At 71.0% G+C, this 22,877-nt stretch carries 18 protein-coding genes; 8 read left to right on the forward strand and 10 right to left on the reverse strand.

Translation table 11 applies throughout. The features are described 5' to 3' along the window. Window positions 1-425 (forward strand): cellulose binding domain-containing protein (locus Afe05nite_RS38965; RefSeq protein WP_203822355.1); only part of this gene is annotated, 425 nt, incomplete at its 5' end. A gap of 52 nt (window positions 426-477) precedes the next feature. Here the strand turns inward: Afe05nite_RS38965 and Afe05nite_RS38970 are convergent. Both Afe05nite_RS38970 and Afe05nite_RS38975 read right to left on the reverse strand, forming a co-directional pair. Next, window positions 478-2,877 (reverse strand): ricin-type beta-trefoil lectin domain protein, encoded by a 2,400-nt coding sequence (locus Afe05nite_RS38970; RefSeq protein ID WP_203822356.1) that lies wholly within the window; start codon window positions 2,875-2,877, stop codon window positions 478-480. Window positions 2,878-2,912: 35 nt separating this feature from the next. After that, complete coding sequence (locus Afe05nite_RS38975) at window positions 2,913-5,264, reverse strand: RICIN domain-containing protein (protein ID WP_239118541.1); 2,352 nt, start codon at window positions 5,262-5,264, stop codon at window positions 2,913-2,915. Window positions 5,265-5,682: 418 nt separating this feature from the next. On the opposite strand from Afe05nite_RS38975, the gene Afe05nite_RS38980 reads away from it, so the two are divergent. Next, a complete protein-coding gene (locus tag Afe05nite_RS38980; RefSeq protein ID WP_203822357.1) occupies window positions 5,683-8,514 on the forward strand; it encodes a glycosyl hydrolase family 95 catalytic domain-containing protein in 2,832 nt (943 codons plus the stop codon). A gap of 27 nt (window positions 8,515-8,541) precedes the next feature. Continuing rightward, the gene (locus Afe05nite_RS38985) at window positions 8,542-9,867 is read left to right on the forward strand and encodes a CE1 family esterase (RefSeq protein WP_203822358.1); all 1,326 of its coding nucleotides are present in this window, start codon (window positions 8,542-8,544) and stop codon (window positions 9,865-9,867) included. Here the strand turns inward: Afe05nite_RS38985 and Afe05nite_RS38990 are convergent. Beyond that, complete coding sequence (locus tag Afe05nite_RS38990; protein ID WP_203822359.1) at window positions 9,860-10,885, reverse strand: YihY/virulence factor BrkB family protein; 1,026 nt, start codon at window positions 10,883-10,885, stop codon at window positions 9,860-9,862. The genes Afe05nite_RS38985 and Afe05nite_RS38990 overlap by 8 nt on opposite strands. Before the next feature lie 64 nt (window positions 10,886-10,949). Then, window positions 10,950-12,104: a hypothetical protein gene (locus tag Afe05nite_RS38995; protein WP_203822360.1), complete on the reverse strand. Its 1,155-nt coding sequence runs from the start codon at window positions 12,102-12,104 to the stop codon at window positions 10,950-10,952. A gap of 398 nt (window positions 12,105-12,502) precedes the next feature. Between Afe05nite_RS38995 and Afe05nite_RS39000 the strand changes: the two genes are divergently transcribed. Next, window positions 12,503-12,808, forward strand: a complete 306-nt coding sequence (locus Afe05nite_RS39000) for a hypothetical protein (protein ID WP_203822361.1) — start codon at window positions 12,503-12,505, stop codon at window positions 12,806-12,808. 122 nt (window positions 12,809-12,930) lie between these two features. On the opposite strand, the gene Afe05nite_RS39005 is transcribed toward Afe05nite_RS39000, so the two are convergent. Both Afe05nite_RS39005 and Afe05nite_RS39010 read right to left on the reverse strand, forming a co-directional pair. Further along, window positions 12,931-13,596, reverse strand: coding sequence for a response regulator (locus tag Afe05nite_RS39005; protein WP_203822362.1), 666 nt, complete (start codon window positions 13,594-13,596; stop codon window positions 12,931-12,933). Then, entirely contained in the window at window positions 13,593-14,825 is a 1,233-nt protein-coding gene (locus tag Afe05nite_RS39010; protein ID WP_203822363.1) for a sensor histidine kinase, read from the reverse strand. The genes Afe05nite_RS39005 and Afe05nite_RS39010 overlap by 4 nt, the downstream gene beginning before the upstream one ends. A gap of 119 nt (window positions 14,826-14,944) precedes the next feature. Here Afe05nite_RS39010 and Afe05nite_RS39015 point away from each other — a divergent pair, with 119 nt between their 5' ends. Further along, on the forward strand, window positions 14,945-16,537 hold the full coding sequence (locus tag Afe05nite_RS39015; protein ID WP_239118542.1) for an alpha/beta fold hydrolase: 1,593 nt from the start codon (window positions 14,945-14,947) through the stop codon (window positions 16,535-16,537). Between the two features lie 82 nt (window positions 16,538-16,619). Continuing rightward, the gene (locus Afe05nite_RS39020) at window positions 16,620-17,015 is read left to right on the forward strand and encodes a DUF2750 domain-containing protein (protein ID WP_203822365.1); all 396 of its coding nucleotides are present in this window, start codon (window positions 16,620-16,622) and stop codon (window positions 17,013-17,015) included. A gap of 2 nt (window positions 17,016-17,017) precedes the next feature. Here Afe05nite_RS39020 and Afe05nite_RS39025 read toward each other — a convergent pair whose 3' ends face one another. The 3 genes from Afe05nite_RS39025 to Afe05nite_RS39035 form a co-directional block, all read right to left on the reverse strand. Then, the gene (locus Afe05nite_RS39025) at window positions 17,018-17,875 is read right to left on the reverse strand and encodes a family 43 glycosylhydrolase (RefSeq protein WP_239118543.1); all 858 of its coding nucleotides are present in this window, start codon (window positions 17,873-17,875) and stop codon (window positions 17,018-17,020) included. After that, window positions 17,872-18,852, reverse strand: a complete 981-nt coding sequence (locus Afe05nite_RS39030; RefSeq protein ID WP_239118544.1) for a cellulase family glycosylhydrolase — start codon at window positions 18,850-18,852, stop codon at window positions 17,872-17,874. Before Afe05nite_RS39030 ends, Afe05nite_RS39025 begins: the two co-directional genes overlap by 4 nt. A gap of 79 nt (window positions 18,853-18,931) precedes the next feature. After that, window positions 18,932-19,543, reverse strand: coding sequence for a class I SAM-dependent methyltransferase (locus Afe05nite_RS39035; protein WP_203822367.1), 612 nt, complete (start codon window positions 19,541-19,543; stop codon window positions 18,932-18,934). A gap of 87 nt (window positions 19,544-19,630) precedes the next feature. Here Afe05nite_RS39035 and Afe05nite_RS39040 point away from each other — a divergent pair, with 87 nt between their 5' ends. Then, a complete protein-coding gene (locus Afe05nite_RS39040) occupies window positions 19,631-20,533 on the forward strand; it encodes an AraC family transcriptional regulator (RefSeq protein WP_239118545.1) in 903 nt (300 codons plus the stop codon). Window positions 20,534-20,608: 75 nt separating this feature from the next. After that, window positions 20,609-21,808 carry a cysteine desulfurase-like protein gene (locus Afe05nite_RS39045; RefSeq protein WP_203822369.1) on the forward strand — a complete coding sequence of 400 codons (1,200 nt, stop codon included), beginning with the start codon at window positions 20,609-20,611 and terminating at the stop codon, window positions 21,806-21,808. Here Afe05nite_RS39045 and Afe05nite_RS39050 read toward each other — a convergent pair. Further along, window positions 21,786-22,802 (reverse strand): glycoside hydrolase family 5 protein, encoded by a 1,017-nt coding sequence (locus tag Afe05nite_RS39050; protein ID WP_203822370.1) that lies wholly within the window; start codon window positions 22,800-22,802, stop codon window positions 21,786-21,788. The two genes, Afe05nite_RS39045 and Afe05nite_RS39050, sit on opposite strands and share 23 nt — an antisense overlap. Window positions 22,803-22,877: the final 75 nt, after the last annotated feature.

The following is a 22,877-nucleotide window of genomic DNA, read 5'->3' on the forward strand; positions in this document are numbered from 1 at the left end:
CCATGGCCACCAACAACGCCTACCGGATCACCATCACGCCCGGGAGCGGTTCCCCCACCACGCCGCCCACCACGACGCCCACGACCCCGCCCACCACGACGCCGACCACCCCGCCCACGACGCCGCCGACCGGCGCCGGGTGCAGTGCCTCGGTCACGCTCAACCAGTGGAACGGCGGCTTCGTGGCGACCGTGCGGGTGACCGCCGGCTCGACCCCGCTCAACGGCTGGACGACCGGGCTGACCCTGCCCTCCGGCACCGCCGTCACCAGCACATGGAACGCGACCGCGCAGGGCACCACCGGGCCGGTCAGCTTCACCAACGTCGCCTACAACGGCGCCGTCCCGGCCGGTGGTTACATCGAATTCGGCTTCCAGGGCACCGGCACCGGCCCGACCGCCACGCCCACCTGCACCGCCGGCTAGACAACGGTGCGGGGCCGCCGTCGGCGGCCCCGCACGTTTCGTCAGCCGCGGCTCACGATCTGATCCACTGCTGGTTGCTGCCGCCGTTGCAGGTCCACAGCACGACCGCCGCGCCGTTGGCGGTGGCCGCGCCGTTGACGTCCAGGCACAGTCCGGACTGGATCCCGGTGATGGTGCCGTCGGCGTTGACCCGCCACTGCTGGTTCGCCGCCCCGGTGCAGGACCAGATCCGGACCCGGGCACCGGCGGACGAGCTCGGCGCGTCGAGGCACTTGTTGCCGTACACCGTCAGCTGGTTGCTCGAGGTCGCCGTCCAGGTCTGGTTGGCGCCGTTGTTGCAGTCCCAGATCTGCACGGTCGCGCCGTCCGCCTGGCTCTGCCCGTTCACGTCGAGGCACCGGTTCGAGCCGGACCCGCGCACCTGGCCGGTGGGGCTCGAACCGCCGCCGAGCGGCGTGATGGAGAGGTTGTCGAACTGGGCCGGCACGCCCTGCCCGGTGGCGTAGCCGACCTGCCCGGCGACCCAGGTGGAGTCGGTGACGCTGCCCAGGGTGGTTCCGTCGAGGGCGGCGGTCAGAGTGCTGCCGTTGACCGTGAGGGTCAGCTGATGCCAGCGACCGGTGCCCAGCGCGGCGGTGCTGCCACTGGCCAGGGTGCGCTGGTTGCCGCTGGTGTTGTTGCTGCGGATCGACCAGGACCCGTTGTCGGCGACCCGCAGATAGTAGGCGTTGAGGTTCTGCGGACCCTCGTGGTTGTAGTTGGTGGCCCGCCCGATGAGCTGGGCGTAACCGCTCTTCTCCAGCATGACGTCGGTGGACACCACGTAGTTGCGCCAGTTGAGGTCGCCGAGCAGCGTGAACGGTTCGGCGTGGCCCGAGGTCCAGAAGATCGGCGTCTGCTCGGACATCTGGCGTACGCATTGGCCGGCGCGCCCGCCACCACAACCGACCACCTCGAACGAACCCTGGTGGTCCATCAGGTACTTGGCCTCGCGCCCGGTGGCGTAGCTGTCGATGTTGTCGGCGTACGGCAGCGCCAGAGCGCCCTGCGCCGGGCTGACCGCGGTGCCTTTGCCCTGGCCCGTGGTGGTGGTGATGCTGTAGACGTAACCGGGCTGCACGGTCAGTGAGAAGGACCCGTTCGTGGGGGTGAGGTCGGCCCGCTTGACGAAGTGGTCGGCGGAGTTGCTCGACCGTACGTTCGTCGACCACACGTGCACGGTCCCGGTGGACAGGCCGCCGGTGACGCCGAACGTCAGGTCCTGCGCCGAGGTCGCGTCCATGGTCTCGATGACGGTGCTGTAGTTGCTGTTGTCGGGCGCTTTGAGCGAGACGTAACTGCCGTTGGCGCGGTTACCGCCGAGATAGCCGGTGGAGCTGTCCAGGTACCGCCATCCCGGCGCGGTGAACTGGGTCGTCTGCGCCATCACCCAGGCGTTCTTGCCTATCGAGTAGTAACCGGACCAGGGCTGCGGCGCGACCGCCACCCCGGTCGTGCTCCAGGGGACGTTGGGGGTGATCGCGGCGATGACCGGCCAGTTGAGATAGGCGGTCATCTTCCCGTCGATGTAGTCGCGGTTGATCCCCCGGGCCAGCGCCGGGGCACCGCCGTTGTAGTCGTCGGAGCCGTTCTCGCTGGCCCACAGCGCCTTGCCGGAGTTCACCGCGGTGGCCGAGCTGGGGCAGTCGGTCTGCGCGCTGCGGTAACCGCAGACGTAGTGGCTGCCCACCACGGAGACGGCGGCCGCGAACGCGGGGTCGCGCTGCGCGTCGTCGGCGGTGCCCCAGCCGAACTCGTCCGAGGCGACGATCTTGACGTTCGGGTAGCCGCGCGAGTTCAGCGCCGAGCGCAGGTTCTTGTACCAGGTCAGGTCCCGGCCGCGCTCGTTCCAGCCGCCGAGGTAGTCGATGGTCAGCCCGTGCGAGGTGGCGCACCCGAGCCAGGCGACCAGATAGTCGATCGAGTCGGTGGACCAGAAGTTGCCGTTGCCGATCCAGCCGGGTGCGCCCCAGGACAGCCCGACGAGCTTGATGTTGGGGTTACGGGCCTTGGCCTGGCCCATCAGCCACCACTCGTAGCCGCGGTCGCAGTTGACGGTGCCGCGGGTGTGCTCGTGGCTGGGTTCCGCGCCCGAGGTGGAGTTGGTGTCGCCGCCGATCTCCACCTTCATGATCTGCATCGCCGCGCCGTAGCCCGGTTTGAACAGGTAGTCCAGGATGTCGCTGCGCTGCGGTTCGGGGTAGTCGACCAGCAGCCGGCTGTTGCCACCGCCGCCGCTGATCGCCCCGACCCCGTCGAACACCCGGCCACCGGAGGAGCCGTTGATGGTGATCGCGGTGGCCGCCCGGGCCGGGGCGGGAAGCACGACCAGCACTCCGGCGAACGCTGTCAGCAGCGCCACCAGTACGGCCCAGGCCCGGTGCCCCGGCCGCCGATCCACTCGTGTCGTCATGAGCTCGATTCCCTTCTGACCGGGCCGCGGCGCGGTCACGATGCCCTCAGCCCGGTACGCGGATTCCACTGCTGGTTGGCGCCGCCGTGGCAGGCCCAGAGGTTGAGCTTGGTGCCGGCGGCGGTCGCGTTGCCGACGGCGTCGAGGCACAGGCCCGACTGGACGCCGGTGATGGTGCCGTTGGAGTTGAGGTTCCATTGCTGGTTGGCCTGCGTGCCGCAGTCCCAGACGATGACCGCGGTGCCGTTGGCGGTGCCCTGCCCGGAGGCGTCGAGGCACTTGTTGCCGTACACCCTGAGCTGTCTGCCGGTGGTGTAGGTCCACCGCTGGCCGGTCCCGCTTGCGCAGTCGCCGAGCTGGGCCTGGGTCCCGTTGGCCGAGCCGGGCACGCCCACGCAGCGCCCGGACTGGGCGCCGACGAGCTGCAGGGTCTGCTCGGTGCCGGTGGACCGTGGTCCGGCGGCCGACATCACCGTCTGGGCGCCGGCGGGCCAGTTGCCGTTCGTCACCGTCACGTTGCCCGACACGACGTTGCCCCGGTCGCCGTTGGTGACGTTGGTGCTGCCGTTGGTCGACCAGTTGCCGGTGACGGTGAAGTTGCCCATGTTCTCGGCGAACCAGTAGTTGGCGGTGGCCCAGGTGGCGGTGGCCGAGAAGACGTTGTTGCGGGCGGTGTAGTAGCGGGAGCCCTCGTCGAAGTAGAGCCCGAAGCCGTTGGTCCGCAGGCAGTAGTTGTCGCTGATCAGGGCGCCCGGGTTGGCCGACAGGGTGTAGACGCACCCGCCGTCGGTCATCTGCTGCATGACGTCGTGCACGTAGTTGCCCACGAGCTGGTTGCCGGACGCGGTGGTGGCGGTCGAATAGCGCGGCTGGTAGTTGTACAGCCCCCGGTCGGCGTAGTGGTTGCTGCCACCGGCGTCGTTGGAGCCCCAGCCGTACCCGATCGACATGCCGGTGTACGGCAGGTTGTAGACCTCATTGTGCGACACGGTGGCGTTGGTGACGTAGGTGGTCAGCACCGACACGATGCCGCGGTGCTCCAGCCCGAGGTCGTGCAGGCGGTTGTCGCTGACGGTGATGTTGCGGTTGACCATCCGGGAGTCGCTCGGGTGGTGCGCGTCGGCCCGTACGCCGCCGACCACGATGCCGCCGGCCACGTCCCGGGCGATCTCCGAGCGGGTGACCGTGATGTTGCTCGCGCCCAGCCCGACCCCGCTGCCGTGGGCGTTGGCGTCGTTACCGATGCCGATCGCGGTCTGGCCGAGGCCGACGAACCTCGAATCGGTGAGGGTGACGTTGTCGGCCGCCGAGACCTGCACCGCCGCCGGTGACTGCGACCAGTTCGGCCGGGTGGCCTCGAACTGGCTGCACCCCTCGTGACAGGTGCCGAAACCGGGCCAGTTCCAGTTCCCGGTGAGGTAGGCGCCGGTCTGCTGGTCCGCATAGCCCTGGTTGCCGCTCGGCCCGAGCCAGCTCGTGCCGGTGAAGGTGATCCCGCTGAAGGTCAGGTGGTGGGCCGGGGCGTCGTAGGTGCCGCCGATCTGGACCAGGGACTGCAGGGTCGGCAGCTCCACGCTGACCGTGCTCATGTTCTGCCCGGCGAGCGGGATGTAGGACAGCGCACCGGTGCCGGGGTTGAGGTACCACTCCCCCGGTGCGTCCAGGAACTCGTAGGCGTTCGTCAGGTAGAGCGGGCCGGCTCGGTGCGGCTGGGCGAACGTGTCGTACCCGAAGTTGTTGTTGCTCCATCCGGGCTGTTGCATGGTGATCTGGTTGCCACTGATGCGTTGCACCGAGGCGTACCGGTCGGTGAAGGAATTGACGCTCTCCATCTGGATCCGGCTCTGGTCGGCCAGGTTGTTCAGATAGCTCAGCGCGCCGTTGGTGAACCGCAGGCCGGTGCTGTCGGCGGTGAAGTCGCCGCGGTTGACCTGGGTGCGGGCCCGGGTCGCGACGGCGCCGTCGACGTAGAGCTGCCGGCTGTCGAGGCCGGCTCCCACATCGGCCCGCCAGATGTTGCGGCCGGCGTCGACCTGCGACCAGCCGGTCACCGCGCGGGCGCCGCTGATCACCGGGCGGGCCGCCGGGGCCGCCTGCCACACGACGCGGTAGCCGTTGGCACCGGAGTCCGCGGCGGTCAGCCGCAGCGGCGCCGACTGCCGGTAGACGCCGTCGGCCAGCTCGACGACCACGTCGCCGGACATCGCGCCGGTGAGCGCGCGCACCGCGGCCTGAGCCGCGGTCAGCGAGCAGGGCTGGGCGGCGGTACAGCTGGTGCCGGTGCCGGCCGGGGCGGCATGCAGGACGGTGCCGGCGGCGAAGGCGGGACCGGCGACGGCCACGACGCCGGCGACGGCCACGGTGGCCAGCGCCAGCGCAGCGGTCACGGCCGGTCCAGGTCTCGGTGCGGGTGGAGAGGACAGTACGGACACCCGGGTCTCCTGTCTTTTCCGGTTCGGGGTCGGATGCGCCGGCCGGGTCGACGGCCGGCGCGAACTCCACCGGGACCGGGCGGTCGCGTGGGGGCGCGACGGCGGGTTCAGCCGGTGGATGTTCGTGAAGTTAGCGTTAACGAATGGGGCGGTCAACGACGCCCATCGTTTTCTTCGGGCCTCTACCAGCGGTTATGTAAACGCTGCCCCGCCCGCCGCACCCATGTTCCGTAACAGTTTTTCAGCCCGGTCGAGCGCGGACTCTTCGCTCATGGCGGGAAGTATGACGTATCTTGTTTCCGTTTCTTGACCGAAGGGTTGTGAAGGTTAACATCGATGAAATCCTCTATCTGCTCGACCGCGGGAGATCAGCATGAGCAAGGTGACACGACGGCGCCTGCTGGCCGCCGGAGCGGCCGGTGCCGGAGTCGCACTGGCACCGGCGGGCTGGACCGCCGCGCACGGTGCCGGCTCGGCCGCGGAGTTGGCGGCGGCCGGTGAACTGGTCCTTCGCTACGACAAACCGGCGGGTACCGACTGGCTCAAGGCGCTGCCGATCGGCAACGGCCGCCTCGGCGCGATGGTGTTCGGCAACGTCGACAGCGAGCTGCTGCAGCTCAATGAGGACACGGTGTGGGCCGGTGGGCCGTACGACTCCAGCAACACCCGGGGCGCCGGGTCCCTGGCCGAGATCCGGCGGCTGGTCTTCGCCGACCAGTGGACCCAGGCGCAGAACCTGATCAACCAGACGATGATGGGCAAACCCGGCGGCCAGCTGGCCTATCAGACCGTCGGTAACCTGCGGCTCGCCTTTCCGTCCGGCACGGCGTCGCAGTACAGCCGTACGCTCGACCTCGCCACGGCGACCGCCTCCCTGACGTACGTCCTCGGCGGCGTGCGCTTCCAGCGGGAGGTCTTCGCCAGCGCGCCCGACCAGGCGATCGTGGTCCGGTTGACGGCGGATCGCGCCAACGCCATCAGCTTCACCGCCACGTTCGACAGTCCTCAGCGCACCACGGTGTCCAGCCCGGACGGGACCACCATCGCCCTCGACGGCACGTCCGGCAGCATGGAAGGCGTCACCGGCTCAGTCCGGTTCCTGGCCCTCGCCCAGGCCGTCGTCACCGGCGGAACCGCCACCAGCTCGGGCGGCACCCTGCGGGTCTCCGGCGCCACCAGCGTCACGCTCCTGGTGACCATCGGTTCGAGCTACGTCAACTACCGGACCGTGAACGGTGATTACCAGGGCATCGCCCGGAGCCGGCTCAGCGCCGCCCGCACCGTCGGCTACGACCAGCTCCGCAGCCGCCAACTGGCGGACTACCAGGCCCTGTTCGCCCGGGTCACGATCGACCTGGGACGCACGTCGGCGGCCGACCAGACCACCGACGTACGGATCGCGCAGCACGCCAACCAGAACGATCCACAGTTCGCCGCGCTGCTCTTCCAGTACGGCCGGTACCTGCTGATCTCGTCGTCCCGGCCGGGCACCCAGCCGGCCAACCTGCAGGGCATCTGGAACGACTCGACCGCACCCCAGTGGGATTCCAAGTACACCCTCAACGCCAACCTGCCGATGAACTACTGGCCGGTCGACACGACCAACCTCGCCGAGTGCTACCTGCCGGTCTTCGACATGATCCGGGAGCTGGCGGTGACCGGCGCCCGGACCGCCCAGGTCCAGTACGGCGCGAACGGCTGGGTCGCGCACCACAACACCGACGCGTGGCGTGGCACCTCCGTCGTCGACGGTGCGCTGTGGGGCATGTGGCAGACCGGCGGCGCCTGGCTCGCCACCATGATCTGGGACCACTACCAGTTCACCGGCGACCTCGAATTCCTGCGCACCAACTATCCGGCCCTGCGCGGCGCCACCCAGTTCTTCCTCGAGACCCTGGTCACCGACCCGGCCCGGGGCTATCTGGTGACCAACCCGTCGAACTCGCCGGAACTGCCGCACCACACCGACGCCAGCGTCTGCGCCGGGCCCACGATGGACAACCAGATCCTGCGGGACCTGTTCGACGCCTGCACCCGGGCCGGCGAGGTGCTGAACACCGACGCCACCCTGCGTACCCAGATCCGGACCGCCCGCGACCGGCTGCCCCCGATGCGTGTCGGGTCCCGCGGCAACATCCAGGAGTGGCTGGCCGACTGGGTCGAGACCGAGCGCACCCATCGGCACGTCTCCCACCTCTACGGCCTGCACCCCAGCAACCAGATCACCAAACGCGGAACCCCGACGCTGTACGACGCCGCGCGCCGGACCCTCGAGCTGCGCGGCGACGACGGGACCGGCTGGTCGCTCGCCTGGAAGATCAATTTCTGGGCCCGGCTGGAGGACGCGACCCGCGCCCACAAGCTGTTCCGTGACCTGGTGCGCACCGACCGGCTCGCGCCCAACATGTTCGACCTGCACCCGCCGTTCCAGATCGACGGCAACTTCGGGGCCACCTCCGGGATCACCGAGATGCTGCTGCAAAGCCACAACGGCGAGCTGCACCTGCTGCCCGCCCTGCCGACGGCGTGGCCCACCGGGCGGATCACCGGGCTGCGCGGCCGGGGCGGCTACACCGTCTCGATGGCGTGGTCCGCGAGCCAGGCCGACGAGTTCCTGATCCGGGCCGACCGGGACGGCACCGTGCGGCTGCGCTCCAAGATGTTCACCGCCGACTTCGTTCTGGCCGACCTCACCGACAGCAGCACGCCGGCCACCACCCGGCCCGAGTCCGATGTCGTCCAGCTCGCCGTCCGGGCCGGGCACACCTACCGGGCGGCCCGTCCCGGCGTGAACCCGACCCCGACGGCGTCCGCGTCGGCCTCTGCCTCGGCGTCGGCGTCGGCCTCCGCGTCGGCCTCGGCGACACCGACCGTCAGTCCCACCACGACACCTCCGCCCTCCTCGGGGCCGACCGCGACGTACACCGTCACCAGCTCCTGGCCGGGAGGTTTCCAGGCCGAAGTGACCATTACCGCCGGCGCCACCGCGCTCAGCGGCTGGACCGCGTCCTGGACCTTCCCCGGCAGCCAGGTCATCACCCAGGTCTGGAACGGCTCCTGGACGCAGAGCGGGGCGAACGTGACGGTGTCGAACGCGTCCTACAACGGCGCGCTGCCGGCCGGCGGTTCCACCAGTTTCGGCTTCACCGCCGGGGTGAGCGGAACGAACAACCCGCCGGCGGTCATCACCTGCACCGGCCGATGACGAGCACATCCGAGGACGGAGACTCCGGTGTTACGAGGTAAACCACTTCTGCGGCGGACCGGGCTGATCGCCGCGGCGCTCCTGCTCACCGGCCTCGGCGTGGCCGGCACCCAGCTGGCCTCCGCCGGGCCCGCGCCGGCGGCGACCGCGGGCTGCGGCAAGGAACCGACGCTCACCAGCGGCACCCGGTCGATCCAGAGCGGCGGCAAGAACCGTACGTTCATCCTGCGAATTCCCGACGGTTACGACAAGAACCGTCAGTACCGGTTGTTCTTCGGCTTCCACTGGAACGGTGGCACCGCGAACGATGTCGACTCCGGCGGGACCAGTGGCTACCCGTGGTCCTACTACGGACAGCGGTCGCTGGCCAACAACAGTGCGATCTTCGTCGCGCCGCAGGGTCTCAACAACGGGTGGGCCAACTCGGGCGGCGAGGACCTGACATTCGTCGACAACATGGTGAGCCTGATCGAGGGCGCCCTGTGCGTCGACACCTCGCAGCTGTTCTCGCTCGGATTCAGCTACGGCGGTGGCATGAGCTACGCCATCGCCTGCGCCCGGGCGACCGTGTTCCGGGCGGTCGCGGTCTACTCCGGCGGACAGCTCAGCGGCTGCAGCGGCGGCACCCAGCCGATCGCCTACATGGGGCTGCACGGCCTGCGGGACCCGGTTCTGAACATCTCCACCGGGCGGTCCCTGCGCGACCGGTTCGTGCGCAACAACGGTTGCACAGCGCAGAATCCGCCGGAACCCGCGCAGGGCAGCCTCACCCACGTCGTGACGACCTACTCGGGATGCCGGGCCGGCTATCCGGTGGTGTGGGCGGCGTTCGACGCCGGTCACACCCCCAACCCGTGGGACGGATCGGCCGGTGACTACAACCCGGGCGAAAAATCGTGGACCAAACCCCTGGTCTGGAGCTTCTTCTCGCAGTTCGGCTCGGCCTCGCCCGGACCGTCGAACTCGCCCGGACCGTCGAACTCGCCCGGCCCCTCGAGCCCGACACCCGGCCCGACCACCCCGCCGCCGGCCACCGGTGCCTGCCGGGTCGCCACCACCGTCAGCGCCTGGAACACCGGCCTGACCGAGAACATCACGGTCACCAACACCGGCACCGCCGCGATCGACGGCTGGGCGCTGGCCTTCACCCTGCCCGGCGGACAGCGGATCACCTCCGGCTGGAACGCCACCTACTCGCCGTCGTCCGGCTCGGTGACGGCCCGCAACGTCGCCTACAACGCCGCCCTCGGCCCGAACGCGTCGGTGACCTTCGGGTTCCAGGCCGAGCACACCGGCAACAGCGCCGCCCCCACCGCGTTCACGCTCAACGGCGCCACCTGCACCATCACGTGACCGGGCGTTGTTCCTGCTGGTGTCGGCTTGTGGACTGAGCCTCGGCCGGGGTAGCCCTCTCGGCCGGGGCTTCGCCGGCCGGGGCCGCCTCGACCGGGGCCGCCTCGGCCGGGGCCGGATCGACCGGGGCTACCTCGGCCGGGGCGGCCCGGTCGTCGGGGGACATATCGGCCGGCTTGCCGATGGTGCTCGTCGCGGTCAGGGCCGCGGCGAACAGCACGAGCTGGTTGATCGCGTTGAGGAAGACCAGCAGCCCGACCGAACCGGCGACGAGATGGTAGGTGGGGTTGGACTCGGTGCGCTGCACATAGATCCGGCCCACGGTCTTGAGCAGTTCGAGGCCGACCGCCACCAGCAGGGCCGGCCCCAGGACGCGGCGCAACGGCATCCGCACCCGGGGCAGCATGGTGAGCATCCCGCCGGCCAGCACCGTGTTCACCGTGAGACCCACCACCAGCCCCACCCCGGCGAGCAGCCAGCGCGACGGGGTGGTGGCCGCGTCCGCCGCGTCGACCAGCCGGTTGGCGATCTGGGTCGTCACCACGGCGGTGGCCAGCGAGACGGCGAGCAGCAGGCCCAGGCCGACGAGCACGAGCAGGTCGAGCAGGATCCGCAGGACGAACCGGCCCGGATACTCGGGCAGGTCCCAGATCTTGCGGATGGACGAACGCAGCACGTCGACCCAGAACCATCCCGAGACGGGCAGGCCGACGAACGCGATGAGGCCGACGGTGTTCCGGGCGTCGAGCAACGTCTGCACGTCGAAGTGGGGCAGGTTCTCCGCGGCGTACCGCTGGACCGATCGCAGGACCGCCGGGTCGTCCAGGACGAACCCGAAGGCGGTGAAGGCCAGCAGCCCGAGCGAGAACGTGGCGAAGAACGAGTAGTAGGTCACCGCCGCGGCGAGCCGGCCCCCGTCGGCCTCGTCGTACCGCAGCCCGGCCCGCACGAGGTGGTCGAACCAACCGACCCGCGCGCGGAGCCTGGCCACGGAACCCGAGAAGCGCCCACCCGTCATGACCCGGGCTGTACCCGGCGCGCGCCCGGCCTACGCCCGGTCCGCTCCGATCAGCGGCCGCACCTCACGAGGTGAACTGCGCGAACCGGGCCCGGTCGGAGCCGCCGAACGCGGTGAAGTCCCCGCCGACGGCGATGGCGCTGGTGGCCGGGTTGATGCTCAAGGTGAGCACACCCCACCGGCCGTTGCTGTGCGGGTTCCAGTCGAGCAGCGCGCCGGTGGCCGGGTTCCACGCCGCCAGCTTCGGCTGACTGCGCAGCCGGGCCGGGCACCACGCGGTCGCCGACCGGGACGGTCGTGGGCAGGCGACGTTGAAATGCCCGCCGGCGTAGACCGCACCGTTGAGGTACGTGATCGCCTGCACGTCACCGTCCGTGACACTGCTCCAGGCGAGCGACCCGTCCGGCCGGTAGGCGGCTACCCGTCCACCGGGGCCGGCCAAGGCCGCGTACACCCGCCCGGTGTTGACCGTGAGGGCCATGACCGGATAGGGCGTCGCCGGCCGGAAGCTCGCGTCCGGCCGTCCGTCGCCGAGCCGCAGCGCGGCGAGGCGGCCACGGAAGTCGCCGCCGGCGTAAAGCCGGTCCCCCGCCGTCGCCAGCACCCGCACCTTGCCGTCGGCGCCGCCGCGGAAACCACCGTCGAGCGCGCCGTCGGACAGCCGGAACGCGGCCAGGTTGCGCACCGCCCGCCCGTCCACCCCCCGGAAGCTGCCGCCCAGGTAGAGCCGCCCGTCCCCGACGGCCAGCGCCTGCCCGGTCCCGCGGACGGTGTGCCGCAGCGGCCCCACGGCGCCGCTGCGGAGATCGATGGCGGCCAGCCCCGCGCGCGGCTGACCGCTCACGGTGCCGAACTCGCCGGTGGCGAAGAGCGAAGACCCGGCAGCGGTCACGGCCATCACGGTGTCGTCGGCCAGCGGGGCCCAGGGCAGCAGTTTTCCGGTACGGGCATCGACCGCGGCGAGCCGTTTGCGGGCCACCGGCTTCCCGCCGACGATCGCATGCGTGAAGTTGCCGCCCAGGTAGACCGTGCCGCCGACGTGCGTGCTGGCGTACACGACCCCGTCGAACCCCACCGTCGGGGCCGGCTTGGGCGACACCAGCGGCACACTTCCCGCCATGGCGACCGGCGCCACCCCCAGAGTGAGTGCACCGGTGAGCAGCGTTCCCAGGCCCAGCCACCGCGCGGCCGGACCCCACGAATTACCAGCAAGAGGCATGAAACCGATATTAGGTCGATAACGCGCTTTCCGGGCGCTGTCGACGGACAAGTTCGTGACACCGGCAAACGCGCCCTGCCCGGCGCCCGCCGCGACCCCCGCGCCGCCCGCAGCGAGCCCCGCCGCCAGCGCACTTCGCGGCCGGCGCTCGCAGCCGGCGCATCCTCCTTGAAGAAGGGGTCTCGGAGGGACTTGGAAGGCCCTTCCTCAGGGAAAAGAGGCCTCCTCAGTGATCAAGTCCACTGGGTGGAAGGCGGGCGGGTCGGTCCGGAACTTCGGGCGCGTCGGGGTGAATGAACTGGAGAAACGGTTAATGGATCGCCGGGGTGGGGCATGTGCCGCCGGGACAGCCGCGGCTCCCTCCCCGGGTCGCGGCCGGCTCGAGAGCGAGGAGCGCCATGAGCATCGAGAACACCACCGACCCGATGGAGCAGTTGCTTTCCGACGAGATCGGCACCCCGGAGACGAAACGGCCCCGGTTCCGGCACGCGATCACCACGGGTGCCTCGCGGGTGCGTGCGGCGGCACCGCCCCGGGTGCGGCAGGCGAGCGGCGCGGTACGGCGTAACCCGGCGCCGGCAGCCGGGGTGCTCGCGCTGGTGGGTGGGACCATCGCGGCGCTGATCGTGGGCCGGCGGATGGCCCGGGCGCGCGCGGCGGCCCGCGCCCGCGGGCGGTGGGTGCCGGCCCGTTTCCGGCGCTGAAGCACGCTGAGTGAGATGGAAGAGCGGCGCTGACGCACGCTGAGTGAGGTTGGAAGGGGCGACGGTCTCCCCCGTGGGTGTTGCCGCATCCACGGGGGCGGGGCGGGGGCGGGTCGGGGCGGCTATCGGGCGCCGGCGCGCACCAGGCCGCACTCGTAGGCGAAGACCACGGCCTGCACCCGGTCGCGCAGGCCCAGTTTGGTGAGGACCCGGCTGACGTGGGTCTTGACCGTGCCTTCGGAGAGGTAGAGGCGGCCGGCGATCTCGAGGTTGGACAGACCGCGGGCGATCAGGCCGAGCACTTCGCGTTCGCGGTCGGTCAGGGCGTCCAGGGTCGTCGACGAGACGGTCGGGCCGGTGCCGGCGGAGACGTAGCGGTCGAGCAGCCGACGGGTCACGCTCGGCGCCACCACCGCCTCGCCGCGTGCCACCACCCGGATGGCGGAGAGCAGGTCCGGGGCGAGCGTGTCCTTGAGCAGGAATCCGCTGGCGCCGGCCTGGAGTGCGGCGTACACGTATTCGTCGAGGTCGAAAGTGGTCAGGATGAGCACCCGGAGGTGGCCGGTGTCGTCGGCGGCGCAGATGCGGCGGGTCGCGTCGACGCCGTCGACCTCGGGCATCCGGACGTCCATCAGTACGACGTCGGGAGCGGTCTCGAGGGTGATCCGCGCGGCCTGGGCGCCGTCGCCGGCCTCGCCGACCACCTGCATGTCGGCCGCGTTGTCGAGGATCATCCGGAATCCGGTGCGGACCAGGGCCTGATCGTCGGCCAGCACGATCCTGATCATGAGTGGCGTTCCTGGATCGGCAGTGCCGCCCGGACGACGAAACCGCCCCGCGGGCCGGGCCCGGCGTCGAGTCGTCCACCGAGCAGCCTCGCGCGTTCGCGCATCCCCCGGAGTCCGTTGCCGGCGCCGTCGTCGTTTCCGGGGTCGCGCCCGTCGTCGCTGACGACGAGGTGGACCGTCGTCGCCGCGTACGTGATGACGACCTCCGCGGCCGTACCGCCGCCGGCGTGGTTCATGGTGTTGGTCAACGCCTCCTGAACGATCCGGTAGGCCGACAGGTCGACGGCGGACGGCAGCGCGGCGGGCGCCCCCTCGATCCGCAGCCGCACCGGCGTGCCGGCCTCGCGCACCTGGTCGAGCAGCGCGGGCAGCCGGGCAAGCCCGGGTTGCGGATGCCAGGCGTCGTCGACCTCGCCGACGGCGCCGAGCACCCGGCGCATGTCGGCGAGGGAGTCGCGGCCGGTCTTGACGATGGCTTCCAGGGCGGCCCGGGTGTCGGCCGGGCGGTTCTCCAGCGCGGCCGACCCACCCTGCGCCTGGATCACCATGACGGACAATCCGTGGGCGACGACGTCGTGCAGTTCACGGCTGATCCGACCGCGTTCGGCGGCCACCGCCAGCACCGCTCGCCGGCCCTGTTCGCGTTCGCGATCGACCGCGCGGGCCCGCAGTTCGGCGAGGTGGGCGCGCCGGCTCCGGGTGCCGGAGCCGATCGCCCACGCGGCCACCAGCATCAAGGCGAGGCCGGGCAGATCGTTCCAGCTGATCGCCCAGGCCTGACCGGGGCCGGCGTCCTCGGGGAGCGGACCGGGACCGTCGCCGCGGATCGGCGGCGGCCGCATCGGGGCGGGTGCGCTCACCTCGGCCTTCCGGGCGGCGAACGAGCTGGATCCCACGGCCAGCAACAGCATCACGGAAAGTACGACCAGGGAGGCGGCCCAGCCGTGCCGGACGGCCACCGTGTAGAGCAGGATCGCGACGCTCAGGTCGATGATCGTGAGCGGCATGGACGTCGCCAGGTGGATCACGGCGGCGACGCAGCACAGGACGAGCATCGGGAACGGCCATCGCCGGCGCAGCGCGACCCCGGCGGCGGCGAGCCCGGTCGCGGCCCACCACCATCCGCCGCGGTCCTGGTCGTCCACCAGCGAACCGAGCAGCAGCAGGACGGTCGCCAGGGCGGCGTCCTGCACGGCCGGCCGACGGGCCCAGGTGCGCGCACTGTCCACCCGGTGAGCGTACGAGTCGCCGGACCGTGGTCGCATCCGTCGCAAGGCATACATCGCGGGTGGTGGATACCTCTCCGGACAGACGCGGGTATCGCGGCGTGGCCAACAGGATGACCGGCATGACTGGATTCAGATCTGTCTCCGCGGGGGCCGCTCTCACCTTGACCGTCGGCCTGCTGGGACCGCCCGCGGCGGCCGCCGCCGCACCATCGGCCATCTCCTGGGCGCCCTGCCCGACCTATTCCGCCGAGGCCCTGCATGCGATGGTCCCGCCGGACAAGCTCACCCGGTTCGCGGAACTGCTGGCCCGGCTGGAATGCGGCACCGTCGCGGTCCCGCTGGACTACCGCGCCCCGCACGGCCGGCTGATCACCGTCGCACTCACCCGGCTCAAGGCCCAGGACCAGGCGCACCGGCTGGGCAGCCTGGCCCTGAACCCCGGCGGCCCGGGCGGCAGCGGCTACCTCATGCCGGTGCAACTGCTGACGATGGGCGAGGCCACCGGCATCGACAAGCGGTACGACCTGATCGGCTTCGATCCGCGCGGGGTCGGTTACAGCACCGCGGTGGACTGCCCGCCACCGGCCCGGGACCCGGGGCCGGAGCCGGCCGGCCCGCTGACCAAGGAGGCGGCCCGGCGGACGTACGACGCGCAGGTCCAGGACAACGCCGCCTGCGGCCGGTCCGACCCCGCCTTCCTGAGCCGGTTGACCACCGCCGACGTGGCTCGCGATCTCGACCGGATCCGGTCCGGGCTGCGGGAGCGGAAACTGAACTTCCTCGGCATCTCGTGGGGCACCTGGCTCGGCGCGGTCTACCGCAGCGAGTTCCCGGACCGGGTCGGCCGGATGTTCCTGGACAGCGTCGCGATCCCCCGTTTCACCCTGCCGGCGTTCGAGAACGGCCGGGCCGCGGCGGCCGAGCGCAACGCGCTGCGGATGGCGGCGTGGATCGCCGAGCGCGACGACGTCTACGGCTTCGGCCGGACCGCCGGTCGGGTCCGCGCCGCGATCATCGCCCTGCGCACCGACTACGACGCGCACCCGCGCCGGTTCACCGACGTGCCCGAGCCCCTCGACGGGGACCTCGTCGCCGTGTCGGCAAGCCAGGACGCGCCCGTCTGGCCGCTGGCCGCCAAGGTCATGGCCGAGCTGCGCGACGCCACCGGCCCGGCCGCACCGCCCACGGTCAAGGAGGTCGTCGGCGACCCCGGGGCGCCGGCCGAGCCGCCGGCCGACCTGCCGGAGCAGAGCAACCGGACCATGAACCGGGCCGCCTTCTGCAACGAGGACCCGGCCCGGCTCGACTTCGAGGCCGACTGGGCCGGTTACCGGCAGCGCCTCGCGGACAACCCGATGACCGGCCTGAACCACAGCTTCTCGGCCGGCTGCGCGGGTTGGCCGCTGCCGGTGCAACCGGTGCGGTTGCGCCCCGGCACCAGCTCGCTGGTGCTCTCCGGACACAAGTTCGAGACCCCTTCACCGTACGAGTGGACGGGGCAGACGCAGGCGATCGTCGGCGGCCGGGTCTACACCGTGCGGGACGACGTGCACGGCTCGGTGCTTCAGGTGCCCGGCTGTGCCGCCGACCTGGTGACGTACTTCGACACCGGCCGGATCGACGGTGGTTGCGCCGGGGTTCCGGTGCCGACCGGCACGGACGAGCCGGCGGTCAGGTCGCTGAGCCGCACCGGCACCGGCTCCTGGAGCTGACCCGGAGGTGGCGGGGCCGGCCGGCCCCGCCACGCCCAGTACCATCGCCGCGGTACGCAGGAACAGCGAAGTCGGAGGTCAAGTGGCACGGGACGACATCTCGCGCGGTGCGGCGGAGAGCCTCCGCCGGCTCACCGGGGCGGCCAGGGTGGCCAGGACGTTCGAGATCCTCGCCGACCAGGGCGCGCTGTGGGTGTGGGGCGACGAGGACGAGACCCTGTTCACCGAGGACGGCGACCGCCGTACCCTGCTGCCGGTCTGGCCGCACGCGACCCTGGCCCGGCTGGAGAGCGAGGGCGAGGTCACCGGGGAGTACGCGATCCGGGTCCCGGTCGACGAGTTCCTGAAGGAGTGGCTTCCGCAGCTGGCCGAGGACGACGCCGCCATCGCGATCTTCCCGGTCGAGGATCAGTACGCGGCCGTCCTCCCGCTCGCCGAGTTCCGGTCGCGGATGACGGCCGCGTTGCGGCTGAACTAGCCCTACTTCGCGATGGCGGTGCCGTGCCGGCAGCCGGCGCAGGAGACCGCCGTCAGCCCGGTCCAGGAGTTCAGGTCGGAGCTGGTGGCGGTCCAGACCCCGCCGTTGGTGTACTTGTCGACGTAGATCCGCCAGCTGCCGTTGTCGAGCCGGACCAGCGACGGGCCCTCGTAACCGGAGCTGAACAGCCGGCCCCGGTTGACCCAGCCTTCGGTGAGGTTGGCGGTGGTCGTCCAGTGCTCGATGTACTTACCGGTCTCGTCCTTGGTGAACGCGTGCCAGGTGCTGCCGGACTTCACCACGTACGCGTCGATGTGGTTGGTGCCGAGCCCCCACATCTGCGCCGGGCCGCTCCACGACGTCAGCCCGGTGTTCTGCGCGGTGTAGACATAGGGCCGGAAGCAGGCCGAGCAGGTGGAGGCGCCGACGCTGGCGATGATCCGCACGGTGCCGCCGTCGACGTAGAACTCCGGCGCCCAGGTGTATTTGGTGTCGGCGATCCCGGACGGGACGCTCGCGATGTTCGTCCAGCCGGTCAGGTTGGTGCTGGTGGCGATGTTGAAGTAGGTCGAGTTCGTGGTCCACGACTGGACGGTGTAGGCGATGTAGTACCTGCCGTTGTACTTCATGATGCTCGGATCACGCAGCACGCCGGTGGGTCCGCGGAAGTTGGTGTCGGTCAGCACGCTGTAAGTCTTGCCGCCGTCGGTGGACTGATAGATCCACAGCTCCTCGTCCGCGGCCGCGTCGCCCTTGAACGTCGCGTACAGCAGGGTGGTCGCGGCCGACGCCGGCGTCGGCACCGCCACCACCGCCAGCATCATCAGCAGCGCGGCGGCGATCCGCCGGAGGGCCGTCACAGCCCCCACCCCCACCGCAGCTGGGCCACGCCGGAGGCGTTGTTGACCGCGAGACCGGAACCGCTCTGCCGGGTGATCGAGTAGGTGTCGCCGGAGCGCAGGCCGGGCCAGTAGACGACGCCCATCTGCCGGGCCCGGGTGAGGTCGGTGGTGGCGGCGAAGTACGAGGTGAAGACGTTGCCGTCCTGCGTCGCCCCGTTGGTGTAGGTCAGTCCGGTGGTCATCGGGGCGCCGGCCTCGTCGATGATGGTTCGCGCGGAGTACGACCCGAGCCGGTCGGTCAGGTTCGCCGTCCACGCGGCGCGGGTGGTGTCGGACGCCCAGAAGCCGTAGAAGTGCAGCGACAGCAGGGTGCCGGTGAGGGCGGTGGCGGCGCCGACGCCGGTGACGTTGTCGTTGTAGCCGGTGCCGCTGATCACGACCCGGCCGCGCGGGATGTTCGAGTGCCGGGCCAGCCAGCCCGAGCAGAGCGACACCCAGCTGCTGAGGCTGTAGCCGAACGGCTCGTTCATCGGCTCGAAGTAGACGTTCGGGTTGCCGGCGAAGTCCGAGGTCACCCGGTCCCACATGGTGTTCCAGCCGGCGGTGTCGTCGACGAGGCCGTTCTTGGAGGTGTCCGCCTCCCAGTACGACACGATGACCTTCATGCCGTGGGCGAGGGCCGAGTCGAAGGCCCCTTTGTAGGCGGTCCACCAGGCGGAGTTGACGCTCTGCGGGTTGATCGGCAGCCGGAGCGTGTTGGCGCCGAGCAGGTTCTGGAAGCCCGTGACGACGCCGTCGGCCTTGGTGCGGACCGTGCTGTAGCTGTCCGACGCGGTCAGCCCGGTCGGGATGACCCAGCCGTCGACGTAGTTGTCGCGGGCGTCGGCCCAGTTGACGCCGCGAAAGCCGCTGGTCGCCGCGGACGCCTCCGCGGGCAGGGTGAGCAGCGGCACGGCTGCCAGGACGGCACAGAGAAGAACGCGTAGACGTCTCACCAGGACTCCCATGTTTACGCAAACATTCAGGATGCTGAATGATTACGTCGACGTTGCGGGTCTGTCAAGGATCACTGCGTCAGGGCCGCCGGACAGCGCGGTAGAGGACGTAGTGGCCGACCGGGCCGCGGCGGTGGCCGCGGCCGCTCTCGGTGGCGTCCAGGCCGGCGTCGCGGATCAGCGCGACGACTCGGTCGGGGGTGTTGCCGGCCAACCGGGGGTGCGCGTGTCCGCCGGCCGCGTCGATCAGGTGCAGTTCGCCGCCCGGCCGCAGGACCCGGTGGACCTCGGCCATCACCCGCGGCTTATCGGCGTCGTCCAGGTGATGCAGCATGTACGAGGACAGCACCCGGTCCACGCTCGCGTCCGGAACCGGCAGCTCGTCGGCGAAGGCGCGCTCGAAGCGCACCGGCAGACCCCGGCGAACGGCTTTGCGGTGGCCCCGGCGGAGCGCCCGCGGGTCGGGGTCGGTGCCGAGCACGTCGGCCCCGGGCGTACGCCGGGCGAGCCGCAGCACCACGTTCCCGGTGCCGCAGCCGATCTCCAGCACCCGGTGACCGGGTCGCACATCGGCCTGGTCGAGCAGTTCGTCGTGCAGTCGGCCGACGCCGGCCAGCCGGGTGCACGGGTCGTAGAGGAACAGCAGCGCATGCTGGCCCATCGCCGGCAGATAGTCCCGTTCGGTCACCATGTTCGCCTCCGGATGCGACTAAGTTGCGGTTGTACGCTCAGCCTCATGGCCCGTGCGAAAGCAAACAACGGCCGATCTGTGGCTGCCATGCGACGATCTTCGGATCCGCCGCTGGTCGGCTTCCCGTGGGCGCCGGGGGCGGTGCCGGTGGTCGTCGCGCACGTGCCCGAGCACTCCCCCGCGGGGCGACTCCCCCGGTCCGCGGACCACGCGCACAGCCACGACTTCCTGGTGCTCCTCTACGCGCATCGTGCCGACGGCTCGGTGCTGCTGGACGGCCGCGAGTGGCCGGTGCGGGACGGCGACCTGTTCGTCATCGCCCCGGGCCAGGTCGTGTCGTTCACCGGGCCGGCGCACGAGGTCGTCCGGGACGCCTGGACGGTGTACTTCCCGGCCGACGTCATCCGGCCCGGGACCCCCGGGGCGTACTCGTCCTGGCGGGCCCATCCGCTGCTGTTCCCGTTCGCCCGCGGCACCGACCGGGCCCAGCGCCTGCGCATCCCGGCGGCTGCGCGGGACGAGTGGGTCGCGCGCTTCCGGGCCCTCGAGGACGAGCTGACCGGCCGCCGGGACGGCCACGCCGAGGCCGCCCTCGCCCATCTCACCCTGCTGCTGGTGGCGGTGGCCCGGCTGCCCACCGACGTCGCCGACGAGTTGCGGGCCGCCCGGGAGCCCCTGCTCGCCGCGGTCTTCGACGTGATCGAACGCCGTTACGCCGAGCCGATCTCGCTGGTCGACGTCGCCGCCGAGCTCGCGTTGACCACCGGTCATCTGACCACGGTGGTGCGCCGGCGCAGCGGCCGGACCGTGCAGCAGTGGCTTACCGAGCGCCGCATGCAGGCCGCCCGCCAGCTGCTGACCAGCACCGATCTGACCGTGGCCGCGATCAGCCACCGGGTCGGCTACCCCGACGTCAGCTATTTCATCAAGCGCTTCCGGGCCGCCCACGGCCGCACCCCGGCCCGGTGGCGCGCCCCGTCCCGATCCTGATCGACGCCACCGTGCCGCCGGGCGAAGCCCGCGACGTCATCCTCGAGCGGGAAGGGCACCGCATAGGCTCAACCGATGATCCTTGATGTCGCCCGCGCCCGGTCCGGTTATCCCGCCCTCGCCGACGGCTTCGTGCACTTCGACGGGGCCGGCGGCACCCAGCCGGCCGAGCCGGTGATCGCCGCGATCGCCGGGGCGATGCGCACGGCGGTGTCCAACCGGGGCACGGCCAACGAGCCCGCCCGCCGGTCCGGGCAGATCGTCGAGGCGGCTCGCTCGGCGGTCGCCGATCTCGTCGGTGGCGACCCGGCCGGCGTGGTGTTCGGCCCGAGCGCCACCGCGCTGACCTACCTGGTGGCCCGCACCCTGGCGGCGGGCTGGGGTCCGGGCGACGAGGTGGTGGTGTCGCGGCTGGATCATGACGCCAACGTCCGGCCGTGGGTGCAGACCGGCGCGACCGTGCGCTGGGCGGAGGTCGATCTCGCGACCGGTGAGCTGCCGGTGGCGCAGTACCGCGAGCTGATCGGGCCGCGCACGCGGCTGGTCGCGGTGACCGCGGCCAGCAACGTCACCGGGACCATGCCGGCGGTCCGGGAGATCGCCGACCTCGCGCATGCGGTCGGGGCTCTGGTGTACGTCGACGGCGTGCACGCCACCGCCCATCGCCCCACCGACGTCGCCGCGATGGGCGCCGACTTCTACGTGACCAGCGCCTACAAGTGGTCGGGTCCGCACTACGCCGCCGTGGTGGCCGATCCGGCGAGGTGGGAGCCGCTGCTCCCGGCGAAGCTGCTCCCGTCGTCCGACCGGGTGCCGGACCGGTTCGAGTTCGGCACGTTGAGCTTCGAGCTGCTGGCCGGCCTCACCGCCGCGGTCGAGCACCTGGCCGATCTGGTCCCGGCGGACGCCGGCGTCGGCCGGCGCGACCGGCTGCTGGCGAGCATGGCGGCCGTCACCGAACACGAGAACCGGCTGATCGATCGGCTGCTCAGCGGACTGGCCGGGATCGACGGCCTGACGATCCGGCCGGCGGGCGCCGATCGCTGCCCGACGGTCTCCTTCCGGATCGCCGGCCAGACCCCGGCCGAGACCGCCCGGCAGCTCGGCGAGCAGGGCATCTGCGTGTCGCACGGCGACTATTACGCGGTCGAGTATTTCGAGGCGGCCGGCCTGCGGGCGAGCGGCGGGGCCGTGCGGGCCGGCCTCTACCACTACAACACCGAGGACGAGGTCGACCGCCTCGTGCGTACTCTCAAAGACCCCAGCCGTACCTGATGCGGTTCGCACCGCTGGTGTTCCGCACCGTCAGGGTCTGGTTGGTGCCGCTGCCCGACCGGGAGTACATCGAGTAGGGGTCCCAGGTCTTGCCGGAGGCGATCTTGCCGCCGAGGGCCGGCCAGTAGACGCCGCCGATGCCGAGGGCGCGCTGGCGTTCGGTGACGGCGCGCAGGTAGCGGACGAAGTTGTCGGTGGCGTTCGGATCGTTGTAGTTCAGGTTGTTGTCCATCTGGGCGCCGTACTCGGTGAGCACCGCCCGCGACCCGCAACTGCCGAGGCGGGTCGGGAAGTCGCTGTACCACTGGTCATATGTCTTGGTGCCGTAGAAGAACGCGTAGTAGTGGTAGGACAGCAGGGTGCCGGTGAAGCGGCTGTCGGTGCAAAGGTCACGCAGATCCTGGCTGTAACCGGTGCCGCCGATCAGCATCCGGCCCTTCGGCACCGACGGGTGCGCGCTGATCCACGCGGCGGCGAAGTTGCGCCAGTCCGCCGAACTGTATCCGTGCGGCTCGTTCATCGGCTCGAAGTAGACCTGGCTGTTGGTGCCGTAGGCGGCGATCACGGTGTTCCACATCGTACTGAAGGCGCTGGTGTTGGTGATCTTGCCGCCGGACGCGGCGCCGTCCTCCCAGTAGGCGAGGACAACCTTGAAGCCGCGACCGGTGGCGGCGTCGATCGTGCCGCGGTAGGCGCTCCACCAGCTGGTGCCGGCATCCTGGGTGTTGATCGGCAGGCGCACCGTGTTGACGCCCAGTGCGGCCATCCCGTTGTAGATCGCGTTCGACTTGGCCACGACGGTGCTGTAGCTGTCGGAGCTGCTCAATCCTTCGAGTACGTGGGTGCCGGTGGTGAAGTTGTCGCCCACCCGGGCCCAGTTCACGCCTTTGAACTGGTTGGTGGCCGCACTGGCGGGGGACGCGCCACTGACCGCGGCGACCGGGACGAGCGTCACCGCGGCCAGGGCGCTGAGGAGAACACGTTGGAGGGTCATGCCTCCTTGGTAGGACAAGGGGCGGGACCGCGCGATCTTTCGATCCGGCCCGGACAGAAACAGACACAGCCGAAC

The organism is Paractinoplanes ferrugineus (genome assembly GCF_016862195.1).
Taxonomy (GTDB): Bacteria; Actinomycetota; Actinomycetes; order Mycobacteriales; family Micromonosporaceae; genus Actinoplanes; species Actinoplanes ferrugineus.